The sequence below is a fragment of the Paenibacillus sp. BIHB 4019 genome (genome assembly GCF_002741035.1).
In the GTDB taxonomy this organism is placed as follows: Bacteria; Bacillota; Bacilli; order Paenibacillales; family Paenibacillaceae; genus Pristimantibacillus.
Map to the genome: position 1 here is coordinate 5,400,262 of NZ_CP016808.1, position 14,452 is coordinate 5,414,713.

Annotated in this window: 12 protein-coding genes; 9 read left to right on the plus strand and 3 right to left on the minus strand. The window is 49.5% G+C overall.

All coding sequences use genetic code 11. The features are described 5' to 3' along the window. Positions 1-48: 48 nt before the first annotated feature. From BBD42_RS23550 to BBD42_RS23560, 3 genes are all read left to right on the plus strand, one after another. Positions 49-381 carry a DUF3024 domain-containing protein gene (locus BBD42_RS23550; protein WP_099520128.1) on the plus strand — a complete coding sequence of 111 codons (333 nt, stop codon included), beginning with the start codon at positions 49-51 and terminating at the stop codon, positions 379-381. 84 nt (positions 382-465) lie between these two features. Then, entirely contained in the window at positions 466-1,278 is an 813-nt protein-coding gene (locus BBD42_RS23555) for an AAA family ATPase (RefSeq protein WP_099520129.1), read from the plus strand. A 72-nt stretch (positions 1,279-1,350) separates the two neighbouring features. Beyond that, positions 1,351-1,842, plus strand: coding sequence for a hypothetical protein (locus tag BBD42_RS23560; RefSeq protein ID WP_099520130.1), 492 nt, complete (start codon positions 1,351-1,353; stop codon positions 1,840-1,842). A gap of 125 nt (positions 1,843-1,967) precedes the next feature. Here the strand turns inward: BBD42_RS23560 and msrA are convergent, their stop codons facing one another. Next, positions 1,968-2,483, minus strand: coding sequence for a peptide-methionine (S)-S-oxide reductase MsrA (gene msrA, locus BBD42_RS23565; protein WP_099520131.1), 516 nt, complete (start codon positions 2,481-2,483; stop codon positions 1,968-1,970). A 103-nt stretch (positions 2,484-2,586) separates the two neighbouring features. Further along, entirely contained in the window at positions 2,587-3,048 is a 462-nt protein-coding gene (locus BBD42_RS23570) for a 2-thiouracil desulfurase family protein (RefSeq protein WP_099521770.1), read from the minus strand. Between the two features lie 219 nt (positions 3,049-3,267). Between BBD42_RS23570 and nikA the strand changes: the two genes are divergently transcribed. From nikA to BBD42_RS23595, 5 genes are all read left to right on the plus strand, one after another. After that, positions 3,268-4,797 (plus strand): nickel ABC transporter substrate-binding protein, encoded by a 1,530-nt coding sequence (nikA, locus tag BBD42_RS23575; protein ID WP_172455734.1) that lies wholly within the window; start codon positions 3,268-3,270, stop codon positions 4,795-4,797. Continuing rightward, positions 4,794-5,732, plus strand: a complete 939-nt coding sequence (nikB, locus tag BBD42_RS23580; protein WP_099520132.1) for a nickel ABC transporter permease — start codon at positions 4,794-4,796, stop codon at positions 5,730-5,732. Before nikA ends, nikB begins: the two co-directional genes overlap by 4 nt. Next, on the plus strand, positions 5,729-6,532 hold the full coding sequence (gene nikC / locus BBD42_RS23585; RefSeq protein ID WP_099520133.1) for a nickel transporter permease: 804 nt from the start codon (positions 5,729-5,731) through the stop codon (positions 6,530-6,532). The genes nikB and nikC overlap by 4 nt, the downstream gene beginning before the upstream one ends. Positions 6,533-6,546: 14 nt before the next feature. Then, a complete protein-coding gene (gene nikE, locus BBD42_RS23590) occupies positions 6,547-8,136 on the plus strand; it encodes a nickel ABC transporter ATP-binding protein NikE (protein ID WP_099520134.1) in 1,590 nt (529 codons plus the stop codon). 510 nt (positions 8,137-8,646) lie between these two features. Continuing rightward, complete coding sequence (locus BBD42_RS23595; protein ID WP_172455602.1) at positions 8,647-12,024, plus strand: Ig-like domain-containing protein; 3,378 nt, start codon at positions 8,647-8,649, stop codon at positions 12,022-12,024. A 162-nt stretch (positions 12,025-12,186) separates the two neighbouring features. Here BBD42_RS23595 and BBD42_RS23600 read toward each other — a convergent pair whose 3' ends face one another. Beyond that, positions 12,187-13,077 (minus strand): LysR family transcriptional regulator, encoded by an 891-nt coding sequence (locus BBD42_RS23600; protein WP_099520136.1) that lies wholly within the window; start codon positions 13,075-13,077, stop codon positions 12,187-12,189. A 118-nt stretch (positions 13,078-13,195) separates the two neighbouring features. Here BBD42_RS23600 and BBD42_RS23605 point away from each other — a divergent pair, with 118 nt between their 5' ends. Then, complete coding sequence (locus BBD42_RS23605; RefSeq protein ID WP_099520137.1) at positions 13,196-14,419, plus strand: amidohydrolase; 1,224 nt, start codon at positions 13,196-13,198, stop codon at positions 14,417-14,419. Positions 14,420-14,452 lie beyond the last annotated feature (33 nt).

A 14,452-nucleotide genomic window follows, 5' to 3' on the forward strand; every position in this document is an offset into this window, starting at 1 on the left:
TAAGCCAATATATAAGGAAATGAAAATTTGCAAGAAAGGGGGGAGGGCATGGACCCATTTACGACCCGCAGGCTGGAAAAAATACTTGACGGCTACATTAGCCGCAAAATCCCCCCGGATGTGCGTTCAGCTGTCCGTTTAACCTATGAGTGGGAGGGTAATCGGCTTACTTTGACCGAGGAGCTTCCGGATTTTGAAAATCGGAAATGGACAGGCGCACCTATCGTCCAGTTCCAATGGAAGCACAACCAGTGGCATGTGTATGCCACTGATGGCAATGGCGGCTGGAAGGCTGCATCCGCGATTGCCCCGCATCCTCATTTCGAGCAGCAGCTGGAGCAGGTTGAAATCGATCAGGAGGGCATCTTCTGGATTTCTTAAACGTAAGGAGACCATTTAGCGCAATGGCCCGACCGATATGTCGGGCTTTTCGCGCGTAACATGTAACGAAGGAGCTTCCCCAATATGAGCAAAAATCAGGGCAATCACCGCCTGCCAAGGGCCAAGGGAACGGATATGGCTAGCTTTTACAGCCCGAAGGATTGTGCGAAAAAGGTGAAACGCATCGTGCTTCCGCCGATGAATCGGCAAATCGTAGAAGAATTTTTCACGATTATGGGCATGAAGGAGAAGTTTGAGGAGCATGATGTGCCGATTCCGAACAAAGTTGTCATGTACGGGCCGCCAGGCACGGGCAAAACATTGACCGCTTTCTACATCGCGCAGCGGCTGGACGTTCCGCTTATTTTGGTCAGGCTCGATGCGATTATCCACAGCCATCTAGGAGAGACGGCGAGCAATGTCCGCAAAATATTCGATTACGCCAAAGCGACGCCCTGCGTCTTATTTCTCGATGAGTTTGATGCGATAGCGAGGACGCGTGAAAACAATGATGAAGTGAAGGAAATGGCGCGCGTCGTTAATACGCTGCTGCAATGCTTGGACGAGTTTGATTGCGAAAGTGTTTTTATTGCGGCAACCAATTTGGAGGAGGAGCTGGACAATGCGATATGGCGGCGATTCGATACGAAAATGCATTATGGCATGCCGGATGATCGCAGCAGGTACGAATATATATCGCTGTTAATTGGAGACTTTGAACAGCAGGAGCCTATTTATGATACGGCCGCCAGTCTGCTTGCTGGGTGCAGCTTTGCGGATATGGAGCAAATTGTGCTCAAGGCAAAGCGTAAAGCGATAATTGAGGGCAGTTCGCTCCTCCAATCCCACATACAAGAATCCTTGACCGAATATAAGCCGAAAATCATCGCGGTGTAGCGTAAGCTTTTTTGAGTAATGATAAGCGCAGACTCGGCGTATGCCATACGAAGTGAAGGTAGGTGAGAAAGCATGTCGCAGAAGACAAGTATGGATTGCGAAGCGGAGCAGGTAATAAGCATGCATGCAGCGCAGCGCTGGCAGCATCGTGAGCGGGAGCTGCACAGCTGGCTGGAGCGTGAAAAAATAACGAAGCGGCCAAAGCAAACGCTGCTGCTGGGGCATGTCGCGATTGATGCGGAGCTGCTTCCTGCGCTCACGCTGCTCAAGGAGCAGGGCATACCGACGGAATTTTCATGCGCTGGCGTTAGCGCGCTGGATGAGCCGGAGGATCATTCTTTGTACGCGTATATTACATTTCCGGCTTGTGAGCAGACGGAGCGTTTTATTCAGCTGGCGATGCAGCGGATGAAGCATCGTCTGCTCGTAACGTTCGAGCCGGCTCGCAACCGCTATGACCTGTCCTCTTTTTATATTGGACATAACCGGTCTTTTTGCCTGCTGATGCTGCGCTCTGCTCAAGCTGCCGCTGCAGCTAATAAGCAGCAGAGGGCAAATGGCTAGCGAGGTAAAGAACTCCATTCCATTGCAGTCTAACGTATGGCCTACGAAAGCAAGCCTGTAAAGCCAAACACCCCGCCAGCAATCGCCTGACGAGGTGTTTGGTTTTCATTCCAATATCACAAGCTTTATTTCCACTTTTGCTCAATAAACTCGTCGCGGCCTGATTGTGCGCGGTCCTCTTTGTAATGCTTCGGGTTTTTCTTATGGAAATTTTGATGATACTCCTCCGCTGCATAAAACGTATCCGCCGCGCGAATTTCCGTTACGACCGGTTTGTCGAAACGCCCGCTGCTCGCAAGCTCCTGCTTGGAGGCGAGGGCCAGGGCCTGCTGCTCTTCATTATGATAAAAAATCGCCGTGCGATACTGGCTGCCGCGATCTTGAAATTGTCCGCCTTCATCTGTCGGATCAATTTGCGGCCAATATAGCTCAAGCAGACGCTCATAAGGAAACAACTGCGGATCGAAGGCAATTTGCACAACCTCGGCATGTCCTGTTTCGCCTGTTTTTACCTGCTCATAAGTCGGATTCTCCTGATGACCGCCCATATAGCCAGAAATAATACTATGAATGCCTGGCAGCTCCTCGAAAGGGGTAACCATACACCAAAAACAGCCGCCCGCGAATGTTGCATATTGCATAACTTACTCCTCCTTGACGCTTATAAAAACTTGATAGGCTAAACGTTAGCCTGTCTGCATTAAAAATTCAATTGTGATCAGCCTTGGCAAATGGCGTTCATGTTCAAGGGAGCAGCAGAGCCTGCAGCCCATCTTCAGATATGACCTTGATGCCATGCTGGCGGAGCAGCGCTGATGTCACGCCATTTCCAGCCTTCTTTTCACCCGAAAATTGACCATTGTAAATCATTGTACTGCCGCAGGAGGGACTGTTCTCTTTAAGCACAACTACTGTGGCTTCTAATTCAAGCGCTTGGTGAAGCGTTTCATATGCGCCTTTTATATAGAGGTCCGTCACATCCGTACCTGATTTGTCGATGACAGAGGCTGTGCCAGCTAACACATCCTCCCCATTTCCGCCTACAATTTCGGCTGATTCCCGAGGGGTGGAGAAGCCCCCAAGCAGCTCTGGACATACCGCTATCGCTTGCTTATCATCCAGCAGCTTGCGAACGGTTTCGTCTAAACAATCCGTCCCGTTATATCTCACCTTCATGCCTGCAAGGCAGGAGCTTACGAGAATCATCGGAGCGCCGCCTTTCTGTTTTGAAAAGTTTAAAATCTCTAAATTCGAGCATAGCACAGCATGTTTATGATGTAAATGAGCGATGGCTTGGCTTATTATTGTCACATTTTCCACGCTGCAATAGCTCGATCGGGCTATTACCATTCATAGCTTCTTAAGGTACGATGAGGCAGGTAATCTTGTATCAATTGAAAATATGGAGGTAAGCTTACATTGCTTATGCGAAAAATCATCCCCTTATTTCTCCTCATTAGCATGCTGCTGCTCGCGGCAGCCTGTTCGAACGGGTCAAGCACGAACGGAGAACAAGCCAAACCGCCCGAGAAGGAGCTGACCTTCCTTTTTAACTTTGCGAGCCAAACGATAGACCCCCATCTGGATTATACCCCGCTCCGAGCAGGTGTCGTGGAAACGCTGGTCAAGCTGGGCGAGGACCTTCAAATCCAGCCTTGGCTGGCGGAGGAGTGGAGCAGCTCGGATGGGCAGCATTGGACGTTTAAAATCCGGGAGCAGGTTGCGTTCCAAAATGGCAAGGCGCTCGATGCGGATGCCGTTAAGCAATCGCTAGAACGGGCGATGGAGCAAAATCCGGGTGTGAAGCAGGTTTTGAAAATCAAGCAAATGGAAGCGAGCGGACAAAGCCTGCACATTACGACGGAGCAGCCGTTTCCCCAGTTTCCGTCAGAGCTAGTACATCCCAATACAGCGATTATTGACGTATCTGCACCAGAGCCGGATAAAAAGCCAATTGGAACCGGTCCGTTTCAAGTGGCCGCGTTCACTTCGGGCAGCTCGCTTAAGCTGGATCGCTACGAGGCATATTGGAACGGTGCAGCAAAGCTCAGCCATGCTTCTTTCAGCTTTAATGAAGATGCCAACGCCCGCTTGTCAGCGCTTATGGCTGGGGATGCGGATATTGTGTACCGTCCGCCAGTAGAAAGCATCGAAACGATGAAAAGCGACGCCAGCCTGCATTTGGATTCGGTCGTCAGCTTGCGGACAAATGAGCTAATATTCAATACGGAGCATGAGGATTTTCAAAACAGCTACGTTCGAAAAGCTTTCGATGCGCTCGTCAATCGCGATGAACTCAAGGACGCCATTATGGGCGGCCAAGCGACGGTTGCCAGCGGTCCTTTTTTGCCGCAATTTCCGTTCGTGCCTGTCTATGAACCGAAGGAAAGCGGAGTAGACGCTGCTCGCAAATGGTTTAAGCAAGCAGGCTATGAGGTCGAGCAGGGCAAGGTGACCAAGGATGGACAGCCGCTTGCTTTCAAGCTGGCAACGTACGCTTCCCGCGCGGAATTTCCCTTGCTGGCCCAAGTGCTGCAAGCGCAAGCGAAGGAGCTTGGCATTACCATTACGATCGCACAAGTCGATAAATATGAGGATTATTTGCTTGAGAAGGACGATTGGGATTTGGGCACCTACAGCCCGTTAATTGCGCCGCGCGGGGATGCGAGTTATTTTCTAAATGTAGCCTTTAAGCCGGAGGGCTCGCTGAATTTCGGGAAAATCAACGACCAAGAGCTGAGCGCTTGGATTGAGGAACTGGATCAAACGGTAGACGTGAATAAGCGCAATGCTTTAATCAAACAGGCGCTTACCCGTATTAATGAAGAAACATACTATTCCTACCTTGTTCATCCGAATACGCTCGTTGTGTACCGAGATAAGGTGAAAAACTGGGTAACGAGTAAAAGCGAATATTATATGCTGACGAACCAATTGGATGTGGAAGTGAAGTGAGCATCGTTTGGAAAAGAGGTGTAGAGCTTGTTCTGTTTATTTTGCTGCTTTCCTTCGTCAGCTTCGTGTTTGTCAAGCTTGCCCCGGGAGATGCGGTTAAGCAAATGCTTCGTTCAGATGACGTTGCCATTACAAGCTCAGAAATCAAGCAACAGAGGGAAGCGCTGGGACTAAATGAGCCAGTATTGGTTCAGTATGGCAGCTGGCTTGCCAGGCTGGCGCAACTCGATTTGGGTAAGTCGTACATGACGAATCGCCCCGTAAGCGAGGAACTGCTTCATAAAATGCCAGCGACGCTGCTGCTTGCCGGCAGCTCGCTGCTCATTTTATTGCTCATTGCGGTGCCGCTGGGCGCTTTGTCGGCCCTTTATCCCAATCGATTTATTGACCGCGCAAGCCGTCTCCTTGCTGTAATGGGTACTTCTATCCCTAGCTTTTGGCTAGGGCTTCTTTTAATAGAAGGGCTATCCGTAAGGTCGGGCTTATTGCCGTCAATGGGAACGGGAACGCCCTGGCATCTCGTGCTGCCTTCGCTGACGCTCGGTCTTACGATGTCTGCCGTTTATGTCCGGTTGATTCGCTCCAGTCTTATGGACAGCTTAACGCAGGATTTTATAAGGGGAGCACGGTCGCGCGGCATTGGCAGCAGAAATATTTTGCTCCGCCATGCTTTTCGCCATGCGCTTACGCCCGTTGTGACGATGTTCGGCGTCAGCGTGGGCAGTTTGCTTGGCGGCACGGTTGTCATTGAGGTGCTGTTTGCTTATCCGGGCATGGGCAAGTTTATTGTGGATGCCATTCAGAGCAGAGATTATCCGGTCATTCAAGGTTATATGGTCGTGATGGGAATTGCCGTGACGCTTATTCATTTGCTGGTAGATTTGGCGAATCATGCTCTAAACCCGGAAATGCGCTTGAAAGGGGAGAGCCGATGAAGAAGATAGGTTTTGCCAGCTATATAGCCATGCTTCTTATCGCCTTGCTTTCTTTCTCGGTTTTCCTCGTTCCTCATGATCCATATGCAGTGAATCTTAACGTCCGGTTGCTGCCGCCGAGTCCGCAATATTGGCTGGGTACCGATGGACTTGGCAGAGATCTGTTTTCGCGCTTGCTCATTGGAGGCCGGAATACGATCGGCGCGAGTCTGATCGTGCTTGTGGCAGCGCTGAGTATCGGTATTCCTGTCGGTCTGCTGTCCGGGTATGTTGGCGGCTTCGTGGATCGCCTATTTATGCGGGTGGCGGATTCCTTCCTCGCCTTCCCGGATTTTATGATTGCCATTGTGTTAAGCGGCCTGCTAGGGCCGGATATATTCAATCTAATCATTGCCATTGCGGCGGTCAAATGGATCGCTTACTCGCGTATCGTACGCAATAGTGTCAGGTCCGAAAAACATAAGGATTATATAGCGATTGCCCGCTTGAACGGGCTAAGCTCGCCCCATATCGTGATCAAGCACTTGCTGCCGCATGCATGCAGCAACGTCATCGTCATCGCTTCGCTGGACGTGGGCAAAATTATTTTGATGATTGCGTCGTTTTCTTACATAGGACTCGGCATTCAGCCGCCATCACCAGAATGGGGAGCGATGCTGAATGAAGGCCGCGCCTATTTTCACCAGGCCCCTTATTTAATGCTTGCACCGGGACTAGCCATTATGCTCGTTGTCCTATTGTCCAATGCTTGGGGTGACCGGATTCGCGATCGGCTGGATGTGAAACGCAGCAGAGAGTAAAGGAGAACAAGGCAATGGGCATATTAAAAATAACAGGGCTTAGCTTACACGCAGGGCAGCAGCAGCTTGTTCATAACCTTCATCTATCTATTGAAAAGCAGCAATGGCTCGCTTTAATTGGTGAAAGCGGCAGCGGAAAAACGCTGACCGGCCTCGCGATTGGCGGCTTGCTGCCTCATGCTGTGCGCATAACGAAAGGGCAGATTTTGTTCGAGGGGCAATCTGTTTCAGAGCTTTCCGCCCAACAACTAAGCCGGTTGCGGGGCAAGGAGATTGCTTATATTTTTCAAGACTATGCGGGCATGTTTAGTCCCTTTATTCGACTCGGGAAGCAGCTGGATGAGACGCTGCAAGCGCATAGCCGCTTAGGCCGCAAGGAGCGGAAAGTGCAAATATTGTCTAGCTTAGGCAAGGTGCGTCTGCCGGCAGAGCGCGTATATAACAGCTATCCCTTTGAGCTGAGCGGCGGACAATTGCAGCGGGTGTCCATCGCAGCCGCGCTGCTGCTTAAGCCAAAGCTGCTTATTGCCGATGAACCAACGACTGCGCTGGATTATGCAACGGGAGAGGAAATACTCCGTTTGCTCATGGAGATGAAGGAGCAAATCGGCTGCGCTATTCTGTTTATTACGCATGACCTAAAGCATGTCAGGCGTTATGCCGATGAAGTGGCTGTTATGAGCGAGGGCTGTATGCTGGAGTCGGGTAATGTGCGGGCAGTGCTGGAAGCGCCAACCCATCCCTATACGAAGCAGCTTCTTGCAGCTGAGCCCAGCTCATGGTCATCACCAACCTTTAAGACTGAACGAGAACCGATGCTGCAGTTACAGCCAGTGGACACCGAGCAAACGATGCGGGAGCAGGGAGGCAGACTGGAGGCCAGCAGTGAGAATAGCTTGCTCGTCGCCCAAAATCTCATCAAAACATACCCGAAAGGCAAAGGCATTAAGGTGCTGGATCAAGTATCTTTTACGCTGAAAGCAGGGGAATGTTTAGGGCTGGTCGGCGAGAGCGGCAGCGGCAAAAGCACATTGGCTAGATGCTTGATGCTTATGGAGCCGCTTGACGAAGGAGAGCTCCAGTTCCAGCAAATGCCGCTGCATAAACGGAAAGCTGTCGCGCGGTCGTACATAAGCGGACGTATTCAAACGGTATTTCAAAATCCAGCAGCCAGTTTGAACCCGAGGCTGACGATTGTGGATTCATTAATGGAACCGCTTGATATATTCAAGGACAAAGCGCCTGCATTTTTAGGCGATAGCCGATATAAACGGGATGAAGCGGCTGCTCTGTTGCTTGATATGGTAGGACTTCCAGCCAGCGTCATGCGGCAATATCCCCATGAGCTGAGCGGAGGCCAGAGGCAGCGGGCATGTATCGCCAGGGCGATCAGCATTGCGCCTGACTTTATTATTTTGGATGAGCCTACTGCGAGTTTGGATATGATCATTCAAGCCCAGATTTTAAAGCTATTGCAGAGGTTGCAGCAGCAGCTTGGTTTTGCCTGCTTGTTTATTTCGCATGATTTGGCAGCCGTTCAGCTCATGTGCAGCCGAATAATGGTGCTGGAGAACGGGAAGATCATAGATGAATCCAGCAGTTAAATGCTAATGTTGTCGTAAAGACATGCGTATACGCGGCATTTAGTAGGCGTTTGTGGGGAGTGATTTTAAATTCATTATTGAGCAGGACTATACAAGTATTTTGGCGAAATGAACAAGAGTGGTTATTTATGTGAAAACGATTTGTTAATAATACGTTTCATGATCATGGTTTAGTCGATTCGTGTGAACGTCTTTATATAGTAATACTCAGGGGCTCAATTATAACTGGGCCTTTTTACGTTGTCCAAAAAATGCCACAATACGTGGCACATTTTGCGCCTCTTTTCCCCAAAAATCAAATGAAACCTCTTCAGAAGTTCGGCCTCCTACAACAATTGATTGACCCTCAGATGATCATTTTAATATGTATTCAATGGATTTTTCCGGAAGGGAGGTGATCCTTTCAAACTAGACGAAGCATGCAGAAGCTGAGATTGAAAAATGGTTAACAAGCAGCGAGAGAGGAACAGGGAGGGGAAAGTAGAATACGAGAGAGGCGGAATTCATGAAATGCGATTAATGAGAAGAAAAGCAAAAAGGCTGTTATTATGCCTAATAGCTTTGCTGCTGGTCTGGAGTGTTCCTGCGGCTTGGAGCGTGAATCGGGTTGAGGCTGCTGGGGAAGCGCCAAGTAAAGTACCGTTAGCAATAAGTGAAACGTTCAACACAGCTAAGGAAATGAAGCTGACAGGCAAGTTGAGCGGGCTGGGGATAGACGGCATGCCTGTGACTTATTCCCTTTCGGCTGGAGATGGTCCACTGGTTAAAGCTTCCGGGACGATTTTCAGCGCAGGTCCTCCTTATAGGCCAGGGTTTGAAGCCGAAAAAGTGTTTGATGGGGATGTGAGCACCTATTATGATTTTCATCATCCAAGCGGCGCTTATGTTGGGATTGATTTGGGCGAAGGGAATGAAGCGGTCGTTCGCAAATTGAGGTTTCATCCGCGGGACAAGTATCCTTCGCGAATGGTGGATGGGCAGTTTCAAGGATCAAATGAAGGAACCAACACAGGGTATTTGGAAGATTTTTATGTGGTTCCCCCTATGACAAAAGATGGCTGGAGAGAGGAAGAAATCAACGACCCGACAGCTTATCGTTATTTGCGTTATGCGGCACCATTTGGCGGGTGGGGAAATATTGCTGAAATTGAATTTTACTTGGATATGAAGCCGCCAAAAGGAACGGTAACCCTGCTTGATCCAGCAGACGGTATATTTGAATATATACCTGCCCCTGGATATGTGGGCATCGACCAATTTGCCTTCAAGGTGAATGACGGTTCGAGCGATTCCGAGTTTGGCATAGTGACAATTAATGTCCAGGATGGCGAGCCTAGTTCTAATGGAGGGGCACACTGGAGGTTTGAACAGCCCGCAGACGGTTCTTTTCAAGTGAAGGACTTGTCGGGAAACGGCAATGACCTGTATCGCGTTGATGTTATGAAACGGGATGTGCCGGATATTTTTATGGATTGGTCGGATGAAAAGCCGGCATTCTCGAAAAGTACGGGCAGCCTTCAAATTTCTTCCTATGACAGCTTCCCGGACGAGCTGTCTTATTTACGAACGGCAGATGATGCGCCATTAAATGCTATGACCTTCTCAGAAGGCTACACGTTCGAGACATACATCCGTCTGGCGAGCAGCTTTGATGCCGAGAAAAATGGCTGGATGGGTTTACTTGGACGTGGCGGAACAGGTCGTGATGGCGGGAAAATGGACGGCGACCGTAACCGGCCGCTCGCTGCATTATCGGTCTCCACAAATAAGGAAATGAAGTGGGCAGCATATCCGACAAACTTGAATGACTTAAAAACGAACTGGTCGGGCGAAATGTTGCATGACTGGATTCATGTGGCCGTTGTCAATGATTCACTTTCGACAATCATGTATATTAACGGATCGCCTGTGCTTCGTAATGACGAAGGAGCAGCTGGCAATTCTGTTGGTCTGGCTACTGCACAGAAAAATGGCTCGTATGTGCCGTGGATTATCGGAGCTTCTCAATACAATAACCTATTTGAAAAAGGCTTTAATGGCTGGATCAATGAGATCCGCATAACGGATCGTGCGTTGGCTCCATCCGAGTTTTTGATCAATGAAAATGAAGCTCCTGTCAGCAGCGATCTATCAGTGACGACGGATCAAAATAAAGCCTACACTGGCCAGCTTTCTGCGATTGATCCTGATCTAAATACGTTGACTTATGAAATCAAAACGCAGCCAGCTAACGGAACCTTGAACGCGAATGCGCAGGGCAGCTTTGTTTATACGCCTAATCCTAACTATAACGGACTCGATTACTTCACGTACCGGGCGTATGACGGCAAAGCATATTCCAATGAAGCACAGGTGAAGATTACGATTATTCCAAATCATGCCCCTGTTGCAGTAAAGCAGGAGCATGCTGTTCGCTCTGGGGAAGTATTGAAGAACATTTTGCAAGCATCGGATGCAGATGGAGACGCCCTTTCATTTCGTATTGTGAAACAGCCGAGTAAAGGGAGTGCCACAATTACGGATGCAGCAACAGGCGCGTTTGAGTATGTGCCTGCAGTTAACGCGACGGGAATCGATTTCTTTGCTTTCCAAGCTTCCGATGGGAAAAATGAATCAGAAGAAGCCCTGGTCATCATCCAAATTAACGATAAGCAGCCTGAAACGGAAAATTGGGAAGCATCGAATTTGGAGTTCACTTTGCGAGAAGGGGGCAAGCTGACGGGGCGCTTGGCTGATGCAGTCACCGAAACAACGGAAAATATGAGCGTTCAAGTGCTGAAAGCTCCGGCGAAGGGACAGTTGACAGTGACGGATTCCGTCTACGGCGTATTTGAGTATACGGCGGACGCGGGCGCGACAGGACAGGATTCGTTTGTATTCCAAATTGGTGCAGGCGGCCGTTTAACGAATGAAGCGTATGGCTTAATCCGCATTTTGCCTAATGGCAAACCACAGGCGACAGCATTAACGATATCGACACAACAAAATACGGCAATTACTGGTCACTTGAAGGCGACGGATGCGGAAGGGGACATGCTTCACTATGTTATTGCTACGGAGCCAACACAAGGAACCGTGACGCTAATGGATCATAATACGGGTTCATTTATGTACACCCCTCGTGCGGGTTTTATAGGTTCTGACAGTTTTACGTATACAGCTGGAGACGGCATAGCTGTCTCAGATTCCGCAAAGGTGAGCATATTGGTTGCTGCGCCACCTGTAAGTGGTGGAGGATCTTCTGGGGGTGGAGGAGTTTCTCCGTTGCCAACGCCGACGCCTGCACCTGTGCTGGAACCGACCCCAAGCCCGGCTCCTACTAATGGACCGGAACAGCCTGCTGGCCTTGCTCCATTCACGGATATGCAAAAGCACTGGGCAAAACCCGCGATTGAGCGACTTTATGCTATGAATGCGCTAAACGGTTATCCGGACGGCTCGTTTCACCCGCAAGGGGAAATGACACGTGCTGAATTTGCCATATTAATCGTGAAGGTGCTTGGTATTAAAGCGGATGAAGGCCCATCATTCGACGATATGAACAGCCACTGGGCAGAGGATGCGGTGAGAGCTGCTGCCAAGCTCGGCCTTGTAGAGGGAATGAATACAAGAACCTTTGGTCCAAATGAGAAAATTACCCGCGAGCAAATGGCCGTAATATTGGCGCGAGTCTTTCAATTAAACACCGACAGCACGAAAAACGCATCGTTCAGCGATAATGCCGATATTTCCCCATGGGCACTAGGCTCGCTAAATGCACTCGTCGAGCTTAGGGCAATTCAAGGCTACAAGGACGGCTACTTCCGCCCGCTTCAGGCTGTGAGCCGTGCGGAAGCGGCGGAGGTTATCGTAAGGCTGCTGGATATCCAAGCAGCCAAACAGAAGTGAACCGGATTTTATTTTAGGCGGATTTGATAGACCCCTTTATCCAAGAGAGGATTAGATGCTGTTTTCTTCTGAAAGGTCGACCAGGCACTCTGGTTGACCTTTTTTATGGGCGCTGACCATTGAATAGTAAAGAAAGGTTCATGAGGTTGGGATTGAAGAGCACTAAGATTGTTTATTGCCGCTTTCCTGCTTCATTAATTCAATAAAGCGTTGTGCCGCTTTAGACAAATAACGGTCCTTTAACCAGATAAGCCCGGTGGCAAAATGCAGGTCACTGTCTGAAATGGCAAACGATTGGATGTCATAGCCTTGATGCAGCTCAAGAACGGACTGCGGCACAATGGTTGCTCCATCCCCGTAGGCTACCCACTTCAACAATAGGGGAATATCCGAGCATTCTCCAATCACATCAGCCTGCAAGCCGCGATCAGCAAACTGCTGGATGATGCTTTTATATAGGCCGAGCCCTTCCGCACTGGGTAAAATAAGCGGATAACGCTGAATATCACGGTAGGAGCATTGATCGGCGGGGTGCAGGACATGGCTCGCGGTTACGAAATAAAAGGGCTCGGATGGGAGCTCCAGCACTTCGAATTCAGCTAACTCCAGTGGCAGCCGCACGATTCCAAGCTCAATGGAACGTTCATTGAGCAGCCGAACAATTTGGGCTGATTCATTTTGCTGGATTTTATAAGTGATGAGCGGATAAGCTTCTTTAAACTTGTGCAGCAGCTGTGGCAAAACGACGGATGAGAGCGTATTGATACCCAGCATTAATTTGCCCCGCGTACCGCTACCAATTTCCTCCACCTCCAGCTTGGTCTCTTCAAGCGCTTTTGTTAAAAATAAGGCGCGCCTGTATAACGCCTCTCCAGCGTCAGTAAGCTCCAGCGCTTTCCCGCTTCTTACAAAAAGCTGTACCCCGAGCTCTTCCTCCAGGCCTTTCAGCTGTTGCCCAAGCGGAGGCTGTGTCATATGCAGCCTTTCAGCGGCCGCTGTAATTTGTTTCTCTTCCGCGATCGCGATGAAATAACGAAGCTGGCGAATATCCATGCGGCAAATCCTTTCCATTCCAAACGAAAAAAGTATGGAAAACGAATTTTTTAAATATTTTTAGTATGATGACAGCTATGTTACCATAGTTTTAAGCTGAAATGAAAGCGGGGCTGACATGGTGAATACATCTTACTGGTTAACCAATGTAAGGCTGGAGCAAGGGTATGAGTTTGAGGCTGGGCAAGTAGCGGGTACGAAGACTCGCAACTGCCAATTGCGGATAGAAGATGGAACCATTGTTGAAATTTTGAAGGATGGAGTGGAGCTAATCAGCGCTTTGCCGAAATATGATGCAAAAGGTTTATTGCTGCTGCCATCGTTTGAGGAAGCACATATTCATTTAGACAAAACCTATTTTGGCGGCCCGTGGAAAGCGGTCAAGCCTGCAGCGAGTATTTTCGAACGAATAGAGGAAGAGAAGGTGTTATTGCCCAAGCTGCTGCCGACGGCGAAACTGCAAGCAGAGCATATTTTGTCTCTAATCCAACGATTTGGCGCCACGCATGTGCGCAGCCATTGCAATATTGAACCCGTCAGCGGACTCAAGCGATTAGAAGCTACGAAGCAAGCATTGGAGACGTTCTCTGGTAAAATCTCGGCCGAAATTGTAGCTTTTCCCCAGCATGGCCTGCTTCGCTCTGATTCGGTTGCACTCGTCAAGCAGTCGCTGGCTGAAGGTGCCACGCATGTTGGTGGGGTAGATCCGTATACAGTAGATGGAGATATTGAAAAATCGTTGCAAACGATAATTGAATTGGCTGTTTATCATGGTGCGGGCATCGATATTCATTTGCACGATGCACGCGAAGCTGGCCGGCAAACTTTGAACCGGCTAGCGGAGCTGGCTGAAGAAGCGGATCTGCACGGAAAAGTAACCGTAAGCCATGCCTTTTGGTTTGCAGGCGCTGAGCCGCAGGAGGCAAAAGAAATGGCTGGACGGATGGCTAAGCTGGGCATGTCCATTGCTTCCACAGTGCCGATTGGGAAAATGAATATGCCGCTGCCGATGCTGAGCCGTCAAGGCGTGAAGGTGAAGCTGGTAACCGATAGCCTCACGGATCACTGGTCGCCATTTGGCAGCGGGGATTTGCTGGATAAGGCAGGACGCTACGCAGAATTGTATGGTTGCCAAGAGGAAGCCTCGTTGTCCCAGACACTTGCCTTTATTACAGGTGGAATTACACCACTTAATGCGAAAGGCGAGCAGGTGTGGCCCAAAGTAGGCGATGCCGCCAGTTTTGTATTGACCCACGCGAGCTGTTCGGCAGAGGCTATTGCAAGAAAAGCGCAGCGTCAGGCTGTATGGTATAAAGGAAATTTGGTGAGTGGGGCTTTATAAGCCTCACGAAACTAGCGAATTCAGCTAAACGAG

Excerpts from the sequence above, each read along its gene's own strand:
- BBD42_RS23550 (WP_099520128.1), top strand. The coding sequence starts at position 49 with ATGGACCCATTTACGACCCGCAGGCTGGAAAAAATACTTGACGGCTAC.
- BBD42_RS23555 (WP_099520129.1), top strand. The coding sequence starts at position 466 with ATGAGCAAAAATCAGGGCAATCACCGCCTGCCAAGGGCCAAGGGAACG.
- BBD42_RS23560 (WP_099520130.1), top strand. The coding sequence starts at position 1,351 with ATGTCGCAGAAGACAAGTATGGATTGCGAAGCGGAGCAGGTAATAAGC.
- msrA (WP_099520131.1), bottom strand. The coding sequence starts at position 2,483 with ATGCAATATGCAACATTCGCGGGCGGCTGTTTTTGGTGTATGGTTACC.
- BBD42_RS23570 (WP_099521770.1), bottom strand. The coding sequence starts at position 3,048 with ATGATTCTCGTAAGCTCCTGCCTTGCAGGCATGAAGGTGAGATATAAC.
- nikA (WP_172455734.1), top strand. The coding sequence starts at position 3,268 with ATGCGAAAAATCATCCCCTTATTTCTCCTCATTAGCATGCTGCTGCTC.
- nikC (WP_099520133.1), top strand. The coding sequence starts at position 5,729 with ATGAAGAAGATAGGTTTTGCCAGCTATATAGCCATGCTTCTTATCGCC.
- nikE (WP_099520134.1), top strand. The coding sequence starts at position 6,547 with ATGGGCATATTAAAAATAACAGGGCTTAGCTTACACGCAGGGCAGCAG.
- BBD42_RS23595 (WP_172455602.1), top strand. The coding sequence starts at position 8,647 with ATGCGATTAATGAGAAGAAAAGCAAAAAGGCTGTTATTATGCCTAATA.
- BBD42_RS23600 (WP_099520136.1), bottom strand. The coding sequence starts at position 13,077 with ATGGATATTCGCCAGCTTCGTTATTTCATCGCGATCGCGGAAGAGAAA.
- BBD42_RS23605 (WP_099520137.1), top strand. The coding sequence starts at position 13,196 with ATGGTGAATACATCTTACTGGTTAACCAATGTAAGGCTGGAGCAAGGG.